At 63.9% G+C, this 18,552-nt stretch carries 17 protein-coding genes and 1 pseudogene; 12 read left to right on the top strand and 6 right to left on the bottom strand.

Annotated elements, in window-relative coordinates; translation table 11 throughout:
- The first annotated feature begins 66 nt into the window (after positions 1–66).
- The 6 genes from BMX67_RS13225 to BMX67_RS13250 all read left to right on the top strand — a co-directional run bounded on the left by BMX67_RS13225 (position 67) and on the right by BMX67_RS13250 (position 6,358).
- A complete protein-coding gene (locus tag BMX67_RS13225) occupies positions 67–1,332 on the top strand; it encodes a Zn-dependent hydrolase (RefSeq protein WP_425438984.1) in 1,266 nt (421 codons plus the stop codon).
- Between the two features lie 66 nt (positions 1,333–1,398).
- Positions 1,399–2,850, top strand: coding sequence for a dihydropyrimidinase (gene hydA / locus BMX67_RS13230; RefSeq protein WP_090735795.1), 1,452 nt, complete (start codon positions 1,399–1,401; stop codon positions 2,848–2,850).
- A 2-nt stretch (positions 2,851–2,852) separates the two neighbouring features.
- On the top strand, positions 2,853–3,632 hold the full coding sequence (locus tag BMX67_RS13235; protein WP_245739450.1) for an ABC transporter ATP-binding protein: 780 nt from the start codon (positions 2,853–2,855) through the stop codon (positions 3,630–3,632).
- Between the two features lie 12 nt (positions 3,633–3,644).
- Positions 3,645–4,508: an ABC transporter permease gene (locus BMX67_RS13240; protein WP_090735796.1), complete on the top strand. Its 864-nt coding sequence runs from the start codon at positions 3,645–3,647 to the stop codon at positions 4,506–4,508.
- A complete protein-coding gene (locus tag BMX67_RS13245) occupies positions 4,505–5,347 on the top strand; it encodes an ABC transporter permease (protein ID WP_090735798.1) in 843 nt (280 codons plus the stop codon). Before BMX67_RS13240 ends, BMX67_RS13245 begins: the two co-directional genes overlap by 4 nt.
- A 24-nt stretch (positions 5,348–5,371) precedes the next feature.
- A complete protein-coding gene (locus tag BMX67_RS13250) occupies positions 5,372–6,358 on the top strand; it encodes an ABC transporter substrate-binding protein (protein ID WP_090735799.1) in 987 nt (328 codons plus the stop codon).
- 57 nt (positions 6,359–6,415) lie between these two features.
- Here the strand turns inward: BMX67_RS13250 and BMX67_RS13255 are convergent, their stop codons facing one another.
- Positions 6,416–7,195 carry a hypothetical protein gene (locus tag BMX67_RS13255; protein WP_090735801.1) on the bottom strand — a complete coding sequence of 260 codons (780 nt, stop codon included), beginning with the start codon at positions 7,193–7,195 and terminating at the stop codon, positions 6,416–6,418.
- 133 nt (positions 7,196–7,328) lie between these two features.
- Between BMX67_RS13255 and BMX67_RS13260 the strand changes: the two genes are divergently transcribed.
- From BMX67_RS13260 to preA, 5 genes are all read left to right on the top strand, one after another.
- The gene (locus tag BMX67_RS13260; RefSeq protein WP_090735802.1) at positions 7,329–7,685 is read left to right on the top strand and encodes a PepSY domain-containing protein; all 357 of its coding nucleotides are present in this window, start codon (positions 7,329–7,331) and stop codon (positions 7,683–7,685) included.
- Complete coding sequence (locus BMX67_RS13265) at positions 7,685–8,347, top strand: response regulator transcription factor (protein ID WP_090735805.1); 663 nt, start codon at positions 7,685–7,687, stop codon at positions 8,345–8,347. Before BMX67_RS13260 ends, BMX67_RS13265 begins: the two co-directional genes overlap by 1 nt.
- Positions 8,344–9,645 (top strand): sensor histidine kinase, encoded by a 1,302-nt coding sequence (locus BMX67_RS13270; RefSeq protein WP_090735808.1) that lies wholly within the window; start codon positions 8,344–8,346, stop codon positions 9,643–9,645. The genes BMX67_RS13265 and BMX67_RS13270 overlap by 4 nt, the downstream gene beginning before the upstream one ends.
- A 98-nt stretch (positions 9,646–9,743) precedes the next feature.
- Positions 9,744–11,102 carry an NAD(P)-dependent oxidoreductase gene (locus BMX67_RS13275; protein WP_090735810.1) on the top strand — a complete coding sequence of 453 codons (1,359 nt, stop codon included), beginning with the start codon at positions 9,744–9,746 and terminating at the stop codon, positions 11,100–11,102.
- A gap of 14 nt (positions 11,103–11,116) precedes the next feature.
- Positions 11,117–12,415 carry an NAD-dependent dihydropyrimidine dehydrogenase subunit PreA gene (gene preA / locus BMX67_RS13280; protein ID WP_090735813.1) on the top strand — a complete coding sequence of 433 codons (1,299 nt, stop codon included), beginning with the start codon at positions 11,117–11,119 and terminating at the stop codon, positions 12,413–12,415.
- Between the two features lie 41 nt (positions 12,416–12,456).
- Here preA and putP read toward each other — a convergent pair whose 3' ends face one another.
- From putP to BMX67_RS13300, 4 genes are all read right to left on the bottom strand, one after another.
- Positions 12,457–13,923, bottom strand: a complete 1,467-nt coding sequence (putP, locus tag BMX67_RS13285) for a sodium/proline symporter PutP (protein ID WP_090735815.1) — start codon at positions 13,921–13,923, stop codon at positions 12,457–12,459.
- 110 nt (positions 13,924–14,033) lie between these two features.
- Positions 14,034–15,506 (bottom strand): carboxypeptidase M32, encoded by a 1,473-nt coding sequence (locus BMX67_RS13290; RefSeq protein ID WP_090735818.1) that lies wholly within the window; start codon positions 15,504–15,506, stop codon positions 14,034–14,036.
- Positions 15,503–16,648, bottom strand: coding sequence for a heme A synthase (gene ctaA, locus BMX67_RS13295; protein ID WP_090735819.1), 1,146 nt, complete (start codon positions 16,646–16,648; stop codon positions 15,503–15,505). Before ctaA ends, BMX67_RS13290 begins: the two co-directional genes overlap by 4 nt.
- A 40-nt stretch (positions 16,649–16,688) precedes the next feature.
- Positions 16,689–17,417 carry an RNA methyltransferase gene (locus tag BMX67_RS13300; RefSeq protein WP_090735822.1) on the bottom strand — a complete coding sequence of 243 codons (729 nt, stop codon included), beginning with the start codon at positions 17,415–17,417 and terminating at the stop codon, positions 16,689–16,691.
- 72 nt (positions 17,418–17,489) lie between these two features.
- Between BMX67_RS13300 and BMX67_RS13305 the strand changes: the two genes are divergently transcribed.
- Positions 17,490–18,092 (top strand): thiamine phosphate synthase, encoded by a 603-nt coding sequence (locus BMX67_RS13305; protein ID WP_090735862.1) that lies wholly within the window; start codon positions 17,490–17,492, stop codon positions 18,090–18,092.
- Between the two features lie 179 nt (positions 18,093–18,271).
- On the opposite strand, the pseudogene BMX67_RS13310 reads toward BMX67_RS13305, so the two are convergent.
- Positions 18,272–18,552 (bottom strand): annotated as a pseudogene (locus tag BMX67_RS13310) (IS5/IS1182 family transposase); the annotation flags it as partial.

An 18,552-nucleotide genomic window follows, 5' to 3' on the forward strand; every position in this document is an offset into this window, starting at 1 on the left:
GGATGCCCCCGACCCATCACGCCGACCCTGCAAAAAGACAGGGAGGTCAGACAGGAAGGACTGATGATGACCGACAGCAGTGGGCTGGCTGCGGCTGGCAACATGGCCGTAAACGGTGAAAGGCTGTGGGACAGCCTGATGGAGATGGCCCGGATTGGCCCCGGCATTGCCGGTGGCAATAACCGCCAGACCCTGACCGATGCCGATGCCGAGGGGCGCCGCCTGTTCCAAAGTTGGTGCGAAGACGCGGGAATGACCATGGGCGTCGACCGTATGGGCAATATGTTCATGCGGCATGAGGGAGAAGATCCGACGCTGGACCCGGTCTATATCGGCAGCCATCTGGATACGCAGCCGACCGGTGGCAAATATGACGGCGTGCTGGGCGTGCTGGCCGGGCTGGAAGTCATCCGCTCGATCCGGGACATGGAAATCAGGACCCGTCGGCCCATCGTCGTGGTGAATTGGACCAATGAAGAGGGAACGCGTTTTGCCCCGGCAATGCTGGCCAGCGGGGTCTATGCCGGGATGCACAGCGAAGATTATGCGAACACCCGCCAAGACGCCGAAGGCAAGACATTCGGCGACGAACTGGATCGTATCGGCTGGCGCGGCACCGAAGAGGTCGGCGGGCGTCCGATGCACGCGATGTTCGAATACCACATCGAGCAAGGCCCGATCCTTGAGGCCCAGGGCAAGCAGATCGGTGTCGTGACCCATGGCCAGGGCCTGTGGTGGTTGCAGGTGACGCTGACCGGCAAGGAGGCACATACCGGCAGCACACCCATGAACATGCGCGTGAATGCCGGTCTTGGCATGGCGCGGATCATTGAGGCCGTGCATCGCATCGCCATGGATCACCAGCCCAATGCCGTCGGCGCGGTCGGTCAGGCCAATGTCTACCCCAACAGCCGCAATGTGATCCCCGGCAAGGCGGTTTTCACCATCGACTTTCGCAGCCCGGATCTGCAAAAATTGACCTCGATGCGGTCTGATCTTGAATCAGAAGCTGCTGTTATCGCAAAAAAACTTGGCCTTGATGTCGAGATAGAGCCTGTTGGGCATTTCGATCCCGTGACCTTCGATCCGGAACTGGTCGGGACCGTTCGAACGGCTGCCGAGCGGTTGGGATATTCGCATATGGATATCGTCAGCGGCGCGGGCCACGATGCCTGCTGGATCAACCGCGTTGCGCCGACGGTCATGATCATGTGCCCCTGTGTCGATGGGCTAAGCCATAACGAGGCGGAAGAAATCAGCCCGGAATGGGCCAAGGCCGGCGCGGATGTGTTGCTGCAGTCGGTGCTGGACACAGCCGGGATTGTCCGCTGACGCGGACGATGCCGGGGGCCAGCCCCCGGACCCCCGGGATATTTGAACACAGAAGATGAGGGCCCCATGAGCACGGTCATTCGGAACGGAACCATCGTCACTGCGGATCTGAGCTATGCGGTGGATGTGTTGATCGAGGGCGGCAAGATCGTCGCGATCGGTGAGGGCCTGGTCGGCGACCAGACACTGGATGCGACGGGATGCTATGTGATGCCGGGCGGAATCGACCCGCATACGCATCTGGAAATGCCCTTCATGGGCACCTATTCGGCTGATGATTTCGAAAGCGGAACCCGAGCGGCACTGGCCGGTGGGACGACTATGGTGGTGGATTTCGCCCTGCCCTCGCCCGGTCAGGGGCTGCTGGATGCGCTGCAGATGTGGGACAACAAATCGGGTCGCGCGCATTGCGATTACAGCTATCACATGGCGGTCACCTGGTGGGGTGAGCAGGTCTTTGACGAGATGGACGCCGTGGTCAGGCGCGGGATCACCAGCTTCAAGCATTTCATGGCCTATAAGGGCGCGCTGATGGTGAATGACGATGAGTTGTTCGCCAGTTTCCGCCGCGTGGGTGATCTGGGCGGTATCGCGATGGTTCATGCTGAAAATGGCGATGTCGTGGCAGAGCTTTCCGCGCGGTTGCTGGCCGAAGGGAATACAGGACCGGAAGCGCATGCCTATTCGCGCCCCCCCCAGGTCGAGGGCGAGGCCACGAACCGCGCGATCATGGTTGCGGATATGGCGGGCGTGCCGCTGTATGTCGTGCATGTCAGCTGCGAGGACAGTCACGAAGCCATCCGCCGCGCACGCCAGCAGGGCAAGCGCGTCTGGGGCGAGCCGCTGATCCAGCACCTGACGCTGGACGAAAGCGAATATTTCAATGCGGATTGGGATCATGCGGCGCGGCGGGTGATGTCGCCTCCGTTCCGCAACAAGCAGCACCAGGACAGTCTTTGGGCAGGCTTGCAATCTGGCAGCCTGTCGGTGGTGGCGACGGATCATTGCGCGTTCACGACCGATCAGAAGCGTTACGGTCTGGGCGATTTCACCAAGATCCCGAATGGCACCGGCGGGTTGGAGGATCGGATGCCGATGCTGTGGACCAATGGCGTGGGCACCGGGCGGCTGACGCCGAACGAATTCGTGGCCATCACCTCGACCAATATCGCCAAGATCCTTGGGATGTACCCGAAGAAGGGCGCGGTTCTGGTCGGCGCGGATGCCGATCTGGTGGTTTGGGATCCCGAAGCGGAAAAGACGATCTCGGCGGGCAGCCAGCAATCGGCGATCGACTATAATGTCTTCGAAGGGAAAAAGGTGAAGGGTTTGCCGCGCTACACGCTGACGCGCGGCGTGGTTGCCGTCACCGAGGGCAAGGTGGACAGCCGCGAGGGTCACGGCGAATTCGTCGCCCGCGAGCCGCGGGGCACCGTGAACCGTGCGCTGTCGCAGTGGAAGGAACTGACCGCGCCGCGCCCGGTCCAGCGGTCGGGCATTCCGGCGACGGGGGTCTGAGCTTGTCAGCTGCGGTGATCGAGGCCAGGAAGATCAGCCTCACCTTCCAGACCGCCGATGGACCGGTTCACGCGTTGAAGGATGTGGATCTGACCATCGGCAAGGGGGATTTCGTCAGCTTCATCGGCCCTTCGGGCTGCGGCAAGACCACGTTCCTGCGCACCATCGCTGCGCTGGAGACCCCGACCGGCGGCGAGTTGAGCGTGAACGGGATGACCCCCGACGCGGCGCAGCGGGCGCGGGCCTATGGCTATGTGTTCCAGGCGCCGGGCCTGTATCCGTGGCGCACGATTTCTGGGAACATCTCTTTGCCTCTTGAGATCATGGGATTTTCCAGATCCGACCGGCAAGAGAGGATCGCCCGCGTGCTGGATCTGGTCGATCTGGCGGGGTTCGGGGGCAAGTTCCCCTGGCAGCTGTCCGGCGGGATGCAGCAGCGGGCCAGCATTGCTCGTGCGCTGGCCTTCGATGCCGATATCCTGCTGATGGATGAACCCTTTGGCGCATTGGATGAAATCGTGCGCGACCGGCTGAATGAGGCGCTACTGACACTTTGGAGGAAAACCGGGAAAACCATTGGTTTTGTGACACATTCCATCCCAGAAGCCGTCTATCTTTCGACGAGGATCGTCGTGATGTCGCCGCGTCCCGGGCGGATCACCAAAGTCATCGACAGCCCGCTGCCACCCGAACGCCCGCTGGATATTCGTGACAGCCCGGAATTCATCGCCTTGGCGCATGAGGTTCGCGAGGGGCTGCGTGAGGGGCATGGCGATGACTAGGACCGTGACCGGATGAGCCGCACCCTACCCGTTCTGACCGTTGTCGCCGCGATCCTGCTGGTCTGGTATCTGGGTGCGATCGGCATGAATGCGCAATGGGCACGCGATCAGGCGGCGCGGGCCGAGACCCAGCTGACCACCAGCGCGCTGATCGCCGACACCTTGACGCAGGACCGGCCGGTGCTGCCCGCGCCGCATCAGGTCGCGGCGGGGCTTTGGGACGGAATCGCCGGTCAGAAGATCACCTCGAAGCGCAGCCTGATCTATCACGCATGGGTCACGCTGTCTGCGACCTTGGCGGGGTTCGGGATCGGCAGCCTGGCCGGGATCCTGCTGGCCGTCGGGATCGTGCACAGCCGCGCGATGGACCAATCGGTGATGCCCTGGGCCGTTGCCAGTCAGACCGTGCCGATCCTGGCCATCGCGCCCATGGTCATCGTCGTCTTTGCCAGTGCGGGCGTCACCGGCCTGCTGCCCAAGGCGATCATCGCCGCCTGGCTGTCCTTCTTTCCGGTCCTGGTGGGCATGGTCAAAGGGCTGCGGACCCCTGACGGGATGCAATTGGACCTGATGAAAAGCTGGAGCGCATCAGGCCCGCAAGTCTTTTGGCGGCTGCGGCTGCCCTCATCCCTGCCCTATCTGTTTGCCAGCCTGAAGATCGGCGTGGCCGCGGCGCTGGTCGGCACGATTGTCGGCGAACTGCCGGCGGGTGCGACCGCGGGTTTGGGTGCGCGGCTGCTGTCGGGCAGCTATTACGGACAAACGGTCCAGATCTGGTCTGCGCTGTTCACCGCCGCCGCGCTGGCCGCGCTGCTGGTCATGCTGATCGATCTGATCCAGCGGCTGGTCCTGAAACGCATGGGGCTGGGCGGATGAAGGCAGTTCTGATCATCGGGGTGTGGCTGGCGGCTTGGGCGCTGAACATCTGGCTGTCGCGCCGTGACACGCGGCTGACGCGGTTTCTGGTGGCCGCGATCTTTGGTGCGACGATCCTGATCCTGTGGGAAATGATCGTACGCCTGTATCAGGTGCCATCGGTCATTCTGCCCGCGCCCAGCCAGATCGCGGCCAGCTTTGGCAGCAATCTGGGCATCTTGTGGACCGATTTTGTCCAGACCATCCTGAAGGGCGCGTTGACGGGCTGGGTGCTGGGCGCTCTGGCCGCGACGCTGACGGCCATTGCGGTCGATCGCAGCCCGTTCCTGCAACGCGGGTTGCTGCCCATCGGGAATTTCGTCGCGGCGCTGCCGATCGTGGGCCTTGCCCCGATCCTGGTGATGTGGTTCGGCTTCGATTGGCACTCCAAGGCCGCTGTTGTCGTGGTGATGGTGTTCTTTCCGATCCTCGTGAACATGGTTGCGGGCCTTGCCGCCACCGACGCGATGCAGCGGGACCTGATGGCGACCTGGGCCGCACCCTATCGCGCATCGCTGTGGAAGATGCGCCTGCCCGCCGCCATGCCATTCCTGTTCAACGGGCTGAAAATCACCACCACCCTGGCCCTGATCGGCGCAATCGTTGCCGAGTTTTTCGGCAGCCCGACCAAGGGAATGGGCTTTCGCATCTCGACAGCGGTGGGGCGTCTGGACCTGCCCCTTGTCTGGGCCGAAATTTGTGTGGCCGCAATCGCGGGTTCCCTGTTCTATGGCATTGTCGCGCTGATCGAAAAGAAGGTGACGTTCTGGCATCCGTCGCAGCGCAATCAACGGGGCTGACGCCCCCCAACAGGAGAGTGATGAATGAAACGGATGATGCTGACGGCAGCCGCCCTTGCGCTGATGTCCGGCGGGGCCCATGCCGCCGATGACCTGACCCTGCAACTGAAATGGGTCACGCAGGCCCAGTTCGCGGGCTATTACGTCGCCAAGGACAAGGGCTTTTACGACGAAGAGGATCTGAACGTCACCATCAAGGCCGGCGGGCCGGATATTGCACCGACGCAGGTATTGGCCGGGGGCGGTGCCGATGTGGTCGTCGAATGGATGCCTGCCGCGCTGGCGGCGCGTGAAAAAGGGTTGCCGCTGGTCAATATCGCCCAGCCGTTCAAATCGTCGGGGATGATGCTGACCTGCCTGAAGGAAAGCGGCATCAGCGACCCGACCACCGATTTCGCGGGCAAGACATTGGGCGTCTGGTTCGCGGGGAACGAATATCCGTTCCTGTCCTGGATGAGCACGCTTGGCCTGTCCACCGAGGGCGGCGAAGATGGCGTGACCGTTCTGAAACAGGGCTTCAATGTCGATCCGCTGTTGCAGAAACAGGCGGCCTGCATCAGCACCATGACCTATAACGAATATGGGCAGGTTCTGGATGCCGGCCTGTCCGAGGATGATCTGGTCACCTTCAAATACGAGGATCAGGGCGTCGCCACGCTGGAAGACGGGCTTTACACGCTGGAATCCACGCTTGAGGACGAAGCCAAGGTCACCGCGCTGGTCCGTTTTGTGCGCGCCAGCATGAAGGGGTGGAAATATGCCGAAGAGAACCCCGAAGAGGCCGCCGAAATCGTTCTGGAGAACGATGAAACGGGCGCCCAGACGATCGAGCATCAGACCCGTATGATGGGCGAGATCGCCAAGCTGACCGCTGGATCGAACGGCACCCTGGACGAAGCCGATTATCAGCGCACCGTCGATACGCTGATGTCGGGCGGCTCGGATCCGGTAATCTCGGCCGTGCCGGAAGGCGCCTTTACCCATCTGATCACGGATCGCGCCTTCGACTGATCCGCATCGACGCGAAGGGAGGGCGGTGCCCTCCCTTCCATGTTATCCGACAGACGATCAGCGGGCGATTTCGCGCACGACCTCACCAGCCGGATCGACCTCGATCGTGACGGCCTCGCCCGCGGCATTGGTTCCGTCCAGAACCAAGCGCGGCCCGGTGTGGCGGGCATTGTCCAGATCGGTGTAGCCGGCCTCGCCCAGCTTTTCCTGCAACGCGTCACGGTCGATCCGGGGCATGTCGCCACGCGGTCCCTTGCCGTGATCGCCCTTGTGGCCATGATGGCCCTTGTGACCGTGGCGCTCGCCATCGGGGCCCCGACGATGATCGCCCTTGTCGTGACCCCGCTCATGGCCCTTCATGCCGCGCGGCCCCTTCATGTCGTCATCCCCACGGCCAAAGCGGATCAGCCGACCGTCCTCGTCAAAGGCGGCGCGCAGATCTTCGCCGTCGCTGTCACTTCCGCCGACCATTACCCTGCCATGGAAGGTGCCCAACTTTTCGACCACGGCGAATTGCGACAGGATGTCGTTGTCGCGCACCGCCTGCGGCAGCAGTTCGTCGATCAGCGCCTGCGGCATCGCGGTGTCATCAGCGTCGATCATGCGGATATTGCCATCGGCATCAACAAAGGCCCTGATCTCGCCACCATCGGGCAGATCGCCTTCGATCTTACGACCGCCGCGGCGCGCGTCCTCGATCTGAATATCCTGCAGGTTCAGCGTCGTCAGCGCCTGCGGCAGATCCTGCGCATCGGCCGGGGCATCCTGCGCGACGGCTTGGCTGCCCATGATCGCGATCAGTGCCATCGAGGCGGCGGTCAGGCTGTAACTGCTCATGTCTTGTCCTTTCATCGTGTCTTTTGCGGCGGCTTGTCCCGCCTCACGAATCGCTTTTACATTCCTCACCCTGAACCAAAGGCCAATGGCGCATTTGGTATTCGTTTGGCTTGGATAGCGCATAGGGCATGACATGAAACGCCTGATGATCCTGACCCTGACCTGTGCCGCGTTGCTGGCCCCGCCTGCAATCGCGCCGCGCTGCCCTGCCACCAAGGCCGTCGCGCAGGATTTCAGCCCGCGCCCGTTCCACGAACTGGCCGAAAGCGTCACGGACCGGTATCGCGGACGGCTGATCGGGGCGCAGATGGCGCCGCCGACGCCGCATGAGCGGATGCTGGGCGCGGCGCTGGTCTATGAGTTCCGCCTGCTGACGCCGCAGCGCAACTTGCTGCTGATCCGGCTGGACGCGCGCAGCGGCCGGTTTCTGGAAATCGCGGGTCGGGGGCAGACGGCGGCACGTCGCATGACAGACAAGGAAGATGATTGATGAGGGCCCTGATTGTCGAGGACGATCCCGTCCTGTCGGACCAGTTGCGCAGCGCCATGTCCGAGGCGGGCTTTGTGACCGACCATGCCGCAGATGGCGAAGACGGCGAATTTCTGGGCGCGACCGAGGCTTACGATGTCGCGATCCTGGATCTTGGTCTGCCCACCATGCCGGGGATCGAGGTTCTGACCCGTTGGCGCGATCAGGGCATTTCGATGCCGGTGCTGATCCTGACCGCGCGGGGCGACTGGACCGACAAGGTCGCGGGGTTTCGTGCCGGGGCGGATGATTACGCGGTCAAGCCCTTTCGGCTGGACGAGGTCGTTTTGCGTGCGCAAACGCTGGTGCGTCGCGCGGCGGGGCATGCGCGGGCCGCGATCACGGCGGGGCCGCTGGCACTGGACAGTCAGCTGGGGGTCATCACGCTGAACGGGGTCGCACTGAAGCTGACTGCGTTCGAAACGCGCATCCTGACCTATCTGATCCACCATCAGAACCGTATCGTCAGCCGGACCGAACTGTCCGAGCATCTGTACGAGGCCGACACGGATCGCGATTTCAAATCCATCGAGGTGGTGATCGGGCGGCTGCGCAAGAAGCTGGGCGACGGGCTGATCCAGACCCGCCGGGGCGAAGGCTATGTGCTGCGGGTGGGCGCGTGATCCATTCGATCCGGGCGCGATTGCTGATTCTGGCTGCGGCGTGGCTGACGGCGGCGCTGCTGGCCGCGTTTCTGGTCATCTCGCAGCTTCTGGACGATTTCGTCACCAGCCGCTTTGACGCCGAAAGCGCGGCGATCACCGATGCGCTGTTTGCGGTGATCTCGGCGGATGAGGCAGGTCAGATCGTAATCGGGGCGACGCCGCCCGACAGCCGGTTCAACCTGCCCTTCAGCGGCTGGTATTGGCAGATCGCGGCGAATGATCGGGTGATCGCGCGGTCGGCGTCCTTGCTGGATGGCGTGCTGTCCGGACCCACGGGGAATTACGATGGCGGCGCGGGGCGCGGGGCCGATCAGGCGCCGCTGCGGGTGATGCGCCGCGAAATCACCATTCCCGACAGCGACGCGACCATCGCCGTCACCGTGACTGCCCCCGCCCAGCAGATCCGCGCCAGCCTGCGCGAGGTGCGCCGCCCGCTGGCCGTGTCGCTGATCGTCCTGGGACTTGGGCTGGCAGTGGCCAGCGTCATTCAGGTGGCCATCGGGCTGCGCAGCCTGGACCGCATCGGCCAGGATCTGCGCCGCGTGCGGGCCGGCAGGTCCGACCGCCTGCCCCGTCCCGATGTCCGGGAACTTCGCCCGCTGGCCGCAGAGATCAACGCGGCCCTGGATCAGAACGCGGAATTGCTGACCCGCTCGCGGCAACATCTGGGCAACCTGGCACATTCACTGAAAACGCCGCTGGCCGCGCTGTCGAATGCGCTGCCCTCGGAACATGAAGGTCAGACGCTGATTGCGCGGATGGACCGGCTGATCGGATGGCATCTGCGCCGCGCCCGATCTGCGCAACCGCGCGTTCTGGGTCAGTACAGCGCCGTCCGCCCGGTCATCGAGGACATTCTTCTGGTGCTGCGCCGTCCCCTTCAGGACAAGGGGATCATGACCGCGATCAATTGCCCCGATGATGCGCGCTTTGCGGGCGAAAGGCAGGATCTGGAGGAAATGATCGGCAACCTGTCCGAAAATGCCGCCAAATGGGGCCGCAGCCAGTTGCGGGTCTCGGTGACCAGCCACGCAGACCGCCTGCGCATCGAGATTGCCGATGACGGCCCCGGCATGGCCGAAACCGATACGCCCCGCGCGCTGATCCGCGGCGCACGGCTGGACGAGAACGGCCCCCCCGGCGCGGGGCTTGGGCTGGCCATCGTGGCTGATCTGGCCGCGCTTCACGGTGGCGCATTGCGGTTGGAACGGGCGGATATCGGGGGACTTGCCGCAATACTGGACCTGCCCGCCTGAAATCTTGGCAAACTGCGATCGCCCTGATTTTACCATTTGATAAAATTTTGGACCTGTGCCAGCCTGATTCTTACCAACAGGTGAGCCAGGAGACGAAAATGTCCCAAGCAACGCTGTCGCCCGGAATCGTTCCGGGTCGACTGACACCGGATGAGCTGGCGGTGAATTTCGCCGATGTCGCCCCGCCGCTGGACCGGCACGAAGCCCATGTCGAGGCCGATCGCTGCTATTTCTGCCATGATGCGCCCTGCATCACGGCCTGCCCGACCGGCATCGACATTCCGCTGTTCATCCGCCAGATCGCGACCGATACGCCCGATGCGGCCGGCATGACGATTTTCCACGCCAACATCCTTGGCGGCATGTGCGCCCGTGTCTGCCCGACCGAAAACCTGTGCGAGGGGTCTTGCGTCCGCAACGACGCCGAGGGTCAGCCGGTCCGCATTGGCGCATTGCAGCGCTATGCCACCGACGGTCTGATCGCTGACGGCGCCCACCCGTTTCGCCGCGCCGAGCCGACCGGCAAGCGTATCGCGGTCGTCGGCGCGGGCCCGGCAGGCCTGTCCTGCGCCCATCGCCTTGCGGCCAAGGGCCATGACGTCACCATCTTCGATGCGCGGGCAAAACCCGGCGGGCTGAATGAATATGGCATCGCCAGCTACAAGACGGTCGACGGTTTCGCACAGGCCGAGGTCGCGTGGTTGATGGGCATCGGCGGCATCACCATGGAAACCGGGCGCGCGCTTGGCCGCGATCTGACGCTGGACACCCTGCGGGCCGAATATGACGCGGTGTTTCTGGGGATCGGGCTGGGCGCGGTCAATGCCCTGCGGACCGAGGGCGAGAGCTTTCAGAATGTTCGCGATGCGGTCGATTTCATCTCGGAACTGCGGCAGGCGGATGATCGCGGGGCCCTGCCCGTCGGCCGCGATGTCGTGGTCATCGGGGGCGGGATGACCGCCGTGGACGCCGCCGTTCAGGCAAAGCTGCTGGGCGCGGAAAACGTCACGATGGTCTATCGCCGAAGCCGCGATCAGATGGGCGCGTCCGAACACGAACAGGATCACGCCACCAGCAAGGGGGTGCGGATCATCCACGGTGCCGCCCCCATCGCGGTGCTGGGCAAGGGCAAGGTCGAGGCCGTGCAATTCGCCTATACCGAGATCCGCGAGGGTCAGCTGCATCTGTCCGAGAACGGCTTCCAGCTGCCCGCCGATCAGGTGTTCAAGGCCATCGGTCAGCGTCTGGAAGCGCCGCTTGCCGATCTTGATCTGGCCAAAAGCGGCAAGATCGCCGTCACCGGCCCCGGTCGCACCAGTCTGGATGGCGTCTGGGCCGGCGGTGACTGCGCCATGGGCGGGGACGATCTGACCGTGACTGCCGTTGCCGAAGGCCGCGATGCGGCCGAGGATATCGACGCCCGGCTGACCGGACGTCCCGTTGAAATCCCCGGTTGAGAAAGGGCACGGCCATGGCTGATCTGCGCAGCGAATTCATCGGGATCAAATCCCCCAACCCGTTCTGGCTGGCCTCGGCGCCGCCCACGGACAAGGAATACAACGTCCGCCGCGCCTTTCAGGCCGGCTGGGGCGGTGTCGTCTGGAAAACCCTGGGCGCCGAAGGTCCGCCCGTCGTCAATGTCAACGGCCCGCGCTATGGCGTGGTGCATGGTCCCGACCGCCGGGTCTTGGGCCTGAACAATATCGAACTGATCACCGATCGCCCGCTGGAGGTGAACCTGCGTGAAATCAAGCAGGTCAAGCGCGACTACCCCGACCGCGCCCTGATCATCAGCCTGATGGTTCCCTGCGACGAGGACAGCTGGCGCGACATCCTGAAACGGATCGAGGATACCGGCGCCGATGGGGTCGAGCTGAACTTCGGCTGCCCTCATGGCATGGCCGAGCGTGGCATGGGTAGCGCCGTGGGTCAGGTGCCGGATTATATCGAAATGGTCACGCGCTGGGTCAAGCAATACTCGCGCATGCCCTGCATCGTGAAACTGACGCCGAACATCACCGATGTCCGCAAACCCGCCGAGGCCGCCAGACGCGGCGGCGCGGACGCGGTCAGCCTGATCAACACCATCAACTCGATCACCTCGGTCGATCTGGACCTGTTCGCACCCGAACCCACGATCGACGGCAAAGGCAGTCATGGCGGATATTGCGGTCCGGCGGTCAAGCCCATCGCCCTGAACATGGTCGCCGAAATCGCCCGCAACCCGGCCACCGCAGGCCTTCCGATCAGCGGTATCGGCGGCGTGACCACATGGCGCGATGCGGCCGAATTCATGGCGCTTGGCGCAGGCAATGTGCAGGTCTGCACGGCCGCCATGACCTATGGGTTCAAGGTGGTTCAGGAAATGATCACCGGCCTTCACGACTATCTGGACAGACATGACATGGCCCTGTCCGACCTGATCGGTCGCGCGGTGCCGAATGTGAAGGACTGGCAGGAACTGAACCTGAACTATGTGACCAAGGCGGTCATCGATCAGGAAGCCTGCATCAAATGCGGCCGCTGTTATGCCGCCTGCGAGGATACCAGCCATCAGGCCATCGCGATGAAGTCCGGACGCGTTTTCGAGGTCGTCGAAGAGGAATGCGTCGCCTGCAATCTTTGCGTCGATGTCTGTCCCGTTCAGGACTGCATCACCATGCGCGAACTTGCGCCGGGGGAAACCGATCTGCGGACCGGTATCGCGCGGGGGGATTACGCCAACTGGACGACCCACCCGAACAACCCCGCGGCGACTGCCGCGGAATAAGGCGTGGCGCGGGGCCGGATCGGCCCCGCGCCTCATTCAGGTCAGCGGGACAGCGGGCGGAATTCACCCTTGGCTGTGGTCATCAGGCTGACCACGATGATCGCCAGACCGGCCAGGGTGAAGCCGGGAATGATCTCGTAGACCCCCGGTCCGCCCATGAAGCTGGCATTCAGCCCGGCCCAGGTCCAGACCATGACCGTGCCTGCGCCGACGACCAGACCGGCCACCGCACCCGAACCCGTCATCCGCGACCAGATCAGGGACAGGATGATCAGCGGACCGAAGGCCGCACCGAAGCCCGCCCAGGCATGGGCCACCAGCGACAGCACGTTCGAGTTCGGATCACCCGCGATGAAGGCCGCAACCACGCCGACGGCCAGCACCGCGATGCGGCCGACCATCACCACCTGCTGTTCGCTGGCCTCGCGGTTCAGGAACAGGCGATAGAAGTCTTCGGTCAGGGACGAGGATGATACCAGCAGCTGGCTGGACACCGTGCTCATGATCGCGGCCAGAAGTGCGGCGAACAGGAAACCGGTGACCAGCGGATGGAACAGCAGATTCGACAGGACGATGAAGATCGTTTCCGGATCCTCGATCGTCAGCCCGTTGCGCACGACATAGGCACGGCCAAAGACGCCGACACCGACCGCACCCAGAAGCGAGATCGCCATCCAGCCCATACCGATATTGCGCGCGGTCGACACGTCGCGGACGCTGCGGACGGCCATGAAGCGCACGATGATATGCGGCTGGCCGAAATAGCCCAGCCCCCAGGTCACGGCGGACAGGAATCCGACAGCCGTCAGGCCCTGGGTCAGCGACAGGAAATTGGGATCAACTTCGGACAGGGTGGCGCGGGCCTGTTCCAGACCGCCGCCGCCCGGCCCCATCAGCACCACAGCGGGCATGATGACCAGCGCCAGCATCATGATGCAGCCCTGCACGAAATCGGTCAGGCTGACGGCCAGAAAGCCGCCGATGACGGTATAGGCCAGAACCACGCCAAGCGTCAGCCAGACCCCGGTCTGATAGCTGCCGTCAAAGGCGCTGGCGAACAGTTTGCCGCCGCCGACCAGACCCGAGGCGGTATAGACCACGAAGAACACGACGATCACGATCGCCGACACCACCCGCAGGATCAGCGCACGCGACGGGAAGCGATTGGCAAGAAAACCGGGGATTGTCAGTGCGTTGTCATAGCGTTCGGTCTGTTCGCGCAGTCGCGGCGCGACGATGATCCAGTTCAGCAGCGCACCCACGAACAGGCCGATGCCGATCCATGCCTCGACCAGGCCCGTGGCATACAGTGCGCCGGGAAGACCCAGCAGCAGCCAGCCGCTCATATCCGATGCACCGGCAGACAGGGCCGCGACGGCGGGCGGCAGGTTGCGGCCGCCAAGGATATATTCCTCAGAGCTTGAAGTCGATTTGCGCCATGCATAGACGCCGATGGCAAGCATCAGCAGGAAATACAGGATCAGACTGATCCAGACACCAAGTGCCATGCTTCCTCCTCAGTAAAGCTGTTATGATCACCTTGCCGTGACAGAACATCGCAGCATGTGCAAGCCATGCGCCTGCATGGCCGCGGTGTGTCACGCCTTGCCGAGGGCAGTTACAGCCCGTAGATCGCGCCGAATTTCTCTTCCAGATAATCCAGCAGCGGATCGGGGCTGATCGCGGCGCCTGTCGCCTGTTCGATCAGATCGCGCGGCGGCAGCAAACCGCCATGACGCTGCACATTCTCGCGCAGCCATTCGACGCCGGGTGCGGCATCGCCTTCGGCCAGCGCCTGCGCCAGATCCGGGACATTCTTGCGCATCGCGGCGTTCAGGCATCCGGCATAGACATTGCCCAACGCATAGGTCGGGAAATAGCCGAACAACCCGACCGACCAGTGAACATCCTGCAGGACGCCATGCGCAGGGCGATCGACGGCGACGCCGAAGTCCTTCTGGAAACGGCTGTTCCACGCCTCGACCAGATCGTCCGTATCCAGACGCCCCGAAATCAGGTCGCGTTCCAGATCAAAGCGCAGCATGATATGCAGGTTATACTGCACCTCGTCGGCTTCGGTGCGGATAAAGCCGGGGGTGACGCGGTTCACCGTGGCGTAGAAATCATCGGCATTGGCGATGTTCAGCCCGTCGAAAGCATCGGACATGCGGTTGAACAGCCAGCCGGTGAAGGCACGGCCCCGGCCCATCTGGTTTTCATAGATGCGGCTTTGGCTTTCATGCACGCCCATCGACACGCCACGCCCCAGCGGCGTGAAGGCGTAATCAGGGTCGATACCCAATTCATAACTGGAATGACCGACTTCGTGGATCGTCGAATAGATGCAGTTGAAGGGGTCGGTTTCGACCACGCGCGTCGTGATGCGGCTGTCCTGCCAGCGACCGCTGCTGAACGGATGGACGGCGATGTCCATGCGCCCGCGCGACCAGTCATAGCCAAAGGCCCCTGCGCAGGCCCTTGCCAGACGCAGCTGGGTTTCCTGCGGGAAATGTCCGGTCAGCGGCTGTGGCTGTCGGTCCGCGCCCATGATGTCGTCCCGCAGCGCCACCAGACGCGGGCGCATGGCATCGAATACGCGGGCGATCTCGGCGGCGGTGGTGTCGGGTTCGTAATCCTCCAGCAGCGCGTCATAAAGATCGCCGCCATCGGCCAGCGCCGCCGCCTCTTCGCGCTTCAGCATCAGAACCTGATCCAGCGTCGGCAGGAAATCCTGCGGCGCGTCATTGGCCCGTGCCTCGGCCCAGATCCCCTGCGCACGCGAGGTGACGCGCGCAAGTTCCGCCGCCAGCCGCGCGGGAATGCGGTTGGTGCGGGTATAGTCACGGTCGATCAGCTGAAGGATCCGCGCCTCGACCTCGTTTTCGGGTTCGGCGACGGACAGCCATTCACCAATGCGGGGATCGGTGCGGCGTTCATGCAGCACCTCTTCCATGGCGCCAATTTCTTCGGCCCGCTGTTCGGTTGCACCGCGGGGCATGACCGTTTCCTGATCCCATCCCAGACGCTCGGCCACGGATGACAGCGCCTCGGTCTGGCGCTGAAAGGCGAGAAGATCGTTGAAGGCGCTCATTTCACGGTCCCCCGAACCGAGGTTTCATACGGAAAGCGGGCATGCGCCCGCGCGCGGATGATCAGCACGAACAGGGCCACCGCGCCCAGCTGATGGGTCAGGGCCAGCATCAGCGGCGAGGCATGCACGACATTCATGATCCCCAGCGCGATCTGCGCTGCGACCATCACCAGCATGACGGTAAAGGCGCCGCGCGTCACCGGATGAGGCGACCGACGCGCCCGCAGCCAGACGACGACCGCGAAGATCGCGACCAGATAGCCGGTCATGCGGTGGATGAATTGAACCAGCGCCGGGTTCTCGAAGAAATTCCGCCAGCCAAGGGTGCCATCCCAGATCGCAGCAGGAATCCACTCGCCCCCCATGGTCGGCCAGCCGGTATAGGTCCGGCCCGCATCGATCCCGGCGACCAGCGCACCGATCAGGATCTGCAGAAAGGTCAGGTGCAGCAGACCGGTGCACATCGAGAACAGCTTGGGCTCGCCCGCGCGGCGGGCACGCAGCAGGTCGGCCTCGGACCGGCCCAGCAACAGCGCGTACCACGCGATCAGGCCAAGGATCAGAAAGGCGATGCCCAGATGCGTCGCAAGGCGGTACGAGGCGACGCGGGTCATCCCCTCGACCAGGCCGGAACTGACCATCCACCAGCCGATCGCCCCCTGGATCCCGCCCAGAACACCGATGCCCAGCAACCGCTGCGTCCAGCCCGTCGGAATGCGGCGGGTCAGCAGGAAGCCCAGGAAACCCAGCGCCCAGACCAGCCCCACGGCCCGGCCCAACAGGCGATGCGACCATTCCCACCAGTAGATCTGCTTGAACCCCGCAAGGTCCATCTCGGGGTTCACCTCGGTGAATTGCGGGATCTGCTGATACGCCTCGAATTCGCGCTGCCATGTCGCCTGATCCATGGGCGGCAAAGCCCCGGTCACGGGCGCCCATTCGGTGATCGACAGACCCGAACCGGTCAGCCGCGTCGCGCCCCCCAGCGCGATCATCGCGGCCACCATTGCGAACAGGACGATCAGCCACAACCGGATCGCGCGGCGCGCGCCCTTGGGGGCGGCGTCGATAATGCCGGTCCGGGTGACGGGCCGGGTGACGGTCTGATCCGAGACTTCCTCGAAAATCGGGCGCTTGGCCATCTGGGGGCTCCTCTGACGTCGGGCGGAGGTTAGGTCGGGCTCAGCGGCGGGTCAATTGCCGCAGGACGCCGTGCAGGATGCGGACATCGCCCTGCGTCAGGGTCAGGCGTGACCACATGTTGCGCAGATTCAAGCGCATGCTTTCAGCCTTGGTTTCCGGAAAGAAGAACCCGGATTCCTTCAGTTTTTCTTCGTAGTGGTCGCCCAGCTTCTCGATCTCGACGCGATCCGCCAGCAACTCGGCGGCGGCCTTGCGGACATGCGGGGCCGGTTCGGGCGGCAATGTGTCGCGGCCCCATTCATAGCCCATCAGCAATACCGCCTGCGCCAGGTTCAGCGACGGGAAATCGGGATTGACCGGCACCGTCACGATGGCATTGGCCCGCGCCACATCGTCATTTTCCAGACCGGCGCGTTCAGGCCCGAAGATCAGCGCACAGCGCCCGTCCAATGCGCGCGCCTTGTCCATCGCGGTCTGCGGGGTGAAGACCGGCTTTGACAATTCGCGTCCGCGCGCGGTTGTCGCAAAGGCGTATTCGATCCCCTCCATCGCGCTGGCCAGCGTCGGATAGACCTTGGCATGGTCCAGCACCTTGCCCGCCGCGCCCGAGGCCATTGCGACCGCCTTGGGATTGGGCCAGCCATCCCGCGGTTCGACCAGCCGCATTTCGGTCAGCCCGAAATTCAGCATGGCGCGCGCGGCGGCGCCGATGTTTTCGCCCATCTGCGGGCGCACGAGGATGACGACGGGTGTGCGATTGTCTGACATGGCCGTTCGCATAGTCCGTCTGGAAGCGGCGGGCAAGCTGCGCTATCTGCGGACAAGACGAAGGAGAATATGATGTCCGACCAGCCGCAGCTTTATCTGATGACCCCCGCCGGTGCCCAGGCTTCGGCACTGGGGCCGCTTCTGGCCGAGGTGATGGACCGCTTTCCGGTCTCCTGCCTGCGCATCCGCGGCGGCGCCGAAGAGGATGAGTTGGGTCGCATCGCCGATCTGACCCGCGAAATCGCCCATGCCCGCGACGTGGCCGTGGTCATCGACGACCATGTGAAGCTGGCGCAGCGCCACGGGCTGGACGGCGTCCACTTGACCGACGGCTCACGCGGCGTACGGCTTGCGCGGACGGAGCTGGGTGCGGATGCCATCGTCGGCGCCTTCTGCGGCGCGTCGCGCCATGACGGCATGAGCGCGGGCGAAGCGGGCGCCGATTACGTCAGCTTTGGCCCGATCGGCGATTCGGCCCTGGGCCGGGGCGAACCGGCGCCGCAGGATCTGTTCCAGTGGTGGTCCGAAATGATCGAGATCCCCGTCGTGGCCGAAGGCGCCCTGACCCGCGACCTGATCACCCGCATCAGCCCCGCCTGCGATTTCATCGCCATCGGTCCTGAAATCTGGTCCGAAGACGACCCGATCGCGGCACTTGCGGCGCTGTGGGGCTAAAGCGGCACGGCTGATCTCAAGATTCATAGAGGAATGGCCATGCGGATTATCGTTACAGGCGGATCGAATTCGGTAATGCGCAAGGGCTGGACTAGCTATCTTCCAGAACAGTTCCCGGGCGAGATGACTCTGTTGCACAAATCGGGTGATGGCCGAGGTTCCCCCTTCCCCGGACGGACTTATCCCACAGCTTCCGTGACGGGTATGCCGAGCGCGGTGTATCCGTTCAGGACGGCGATTCGGACCTGGAGTTCAGCGACCTGACGGTCGAAGTCCCGCGCCACGAGCCGCTGCCCCAGCAACTTCACACAATGCATCTTTGTCTCGACGCGGCTTCGGCGGTGGTATCCGCTCCATCGTCGCCAGAGCGCGCGGCCCAGGTATTTCACCGCGCGCAGGGCCTCGTTTCGCGCCACGGCTCCAGCGGTGATCGTCTTCCAGGGCTTCGCGTTCTTGCGGG

Origin of the sequence: Paracoccus homiensis (assembly GCF_900111675.1) — a bacterium.
In the GTDB taxonomy this organism is placed as follows: domain Bacteria; phylum Pseudomonadota; class Alphaproteobacteria; order Rhodobacterales; family Rhodobacteraceae; genus Paracoccus; species Paracoccus homiensis.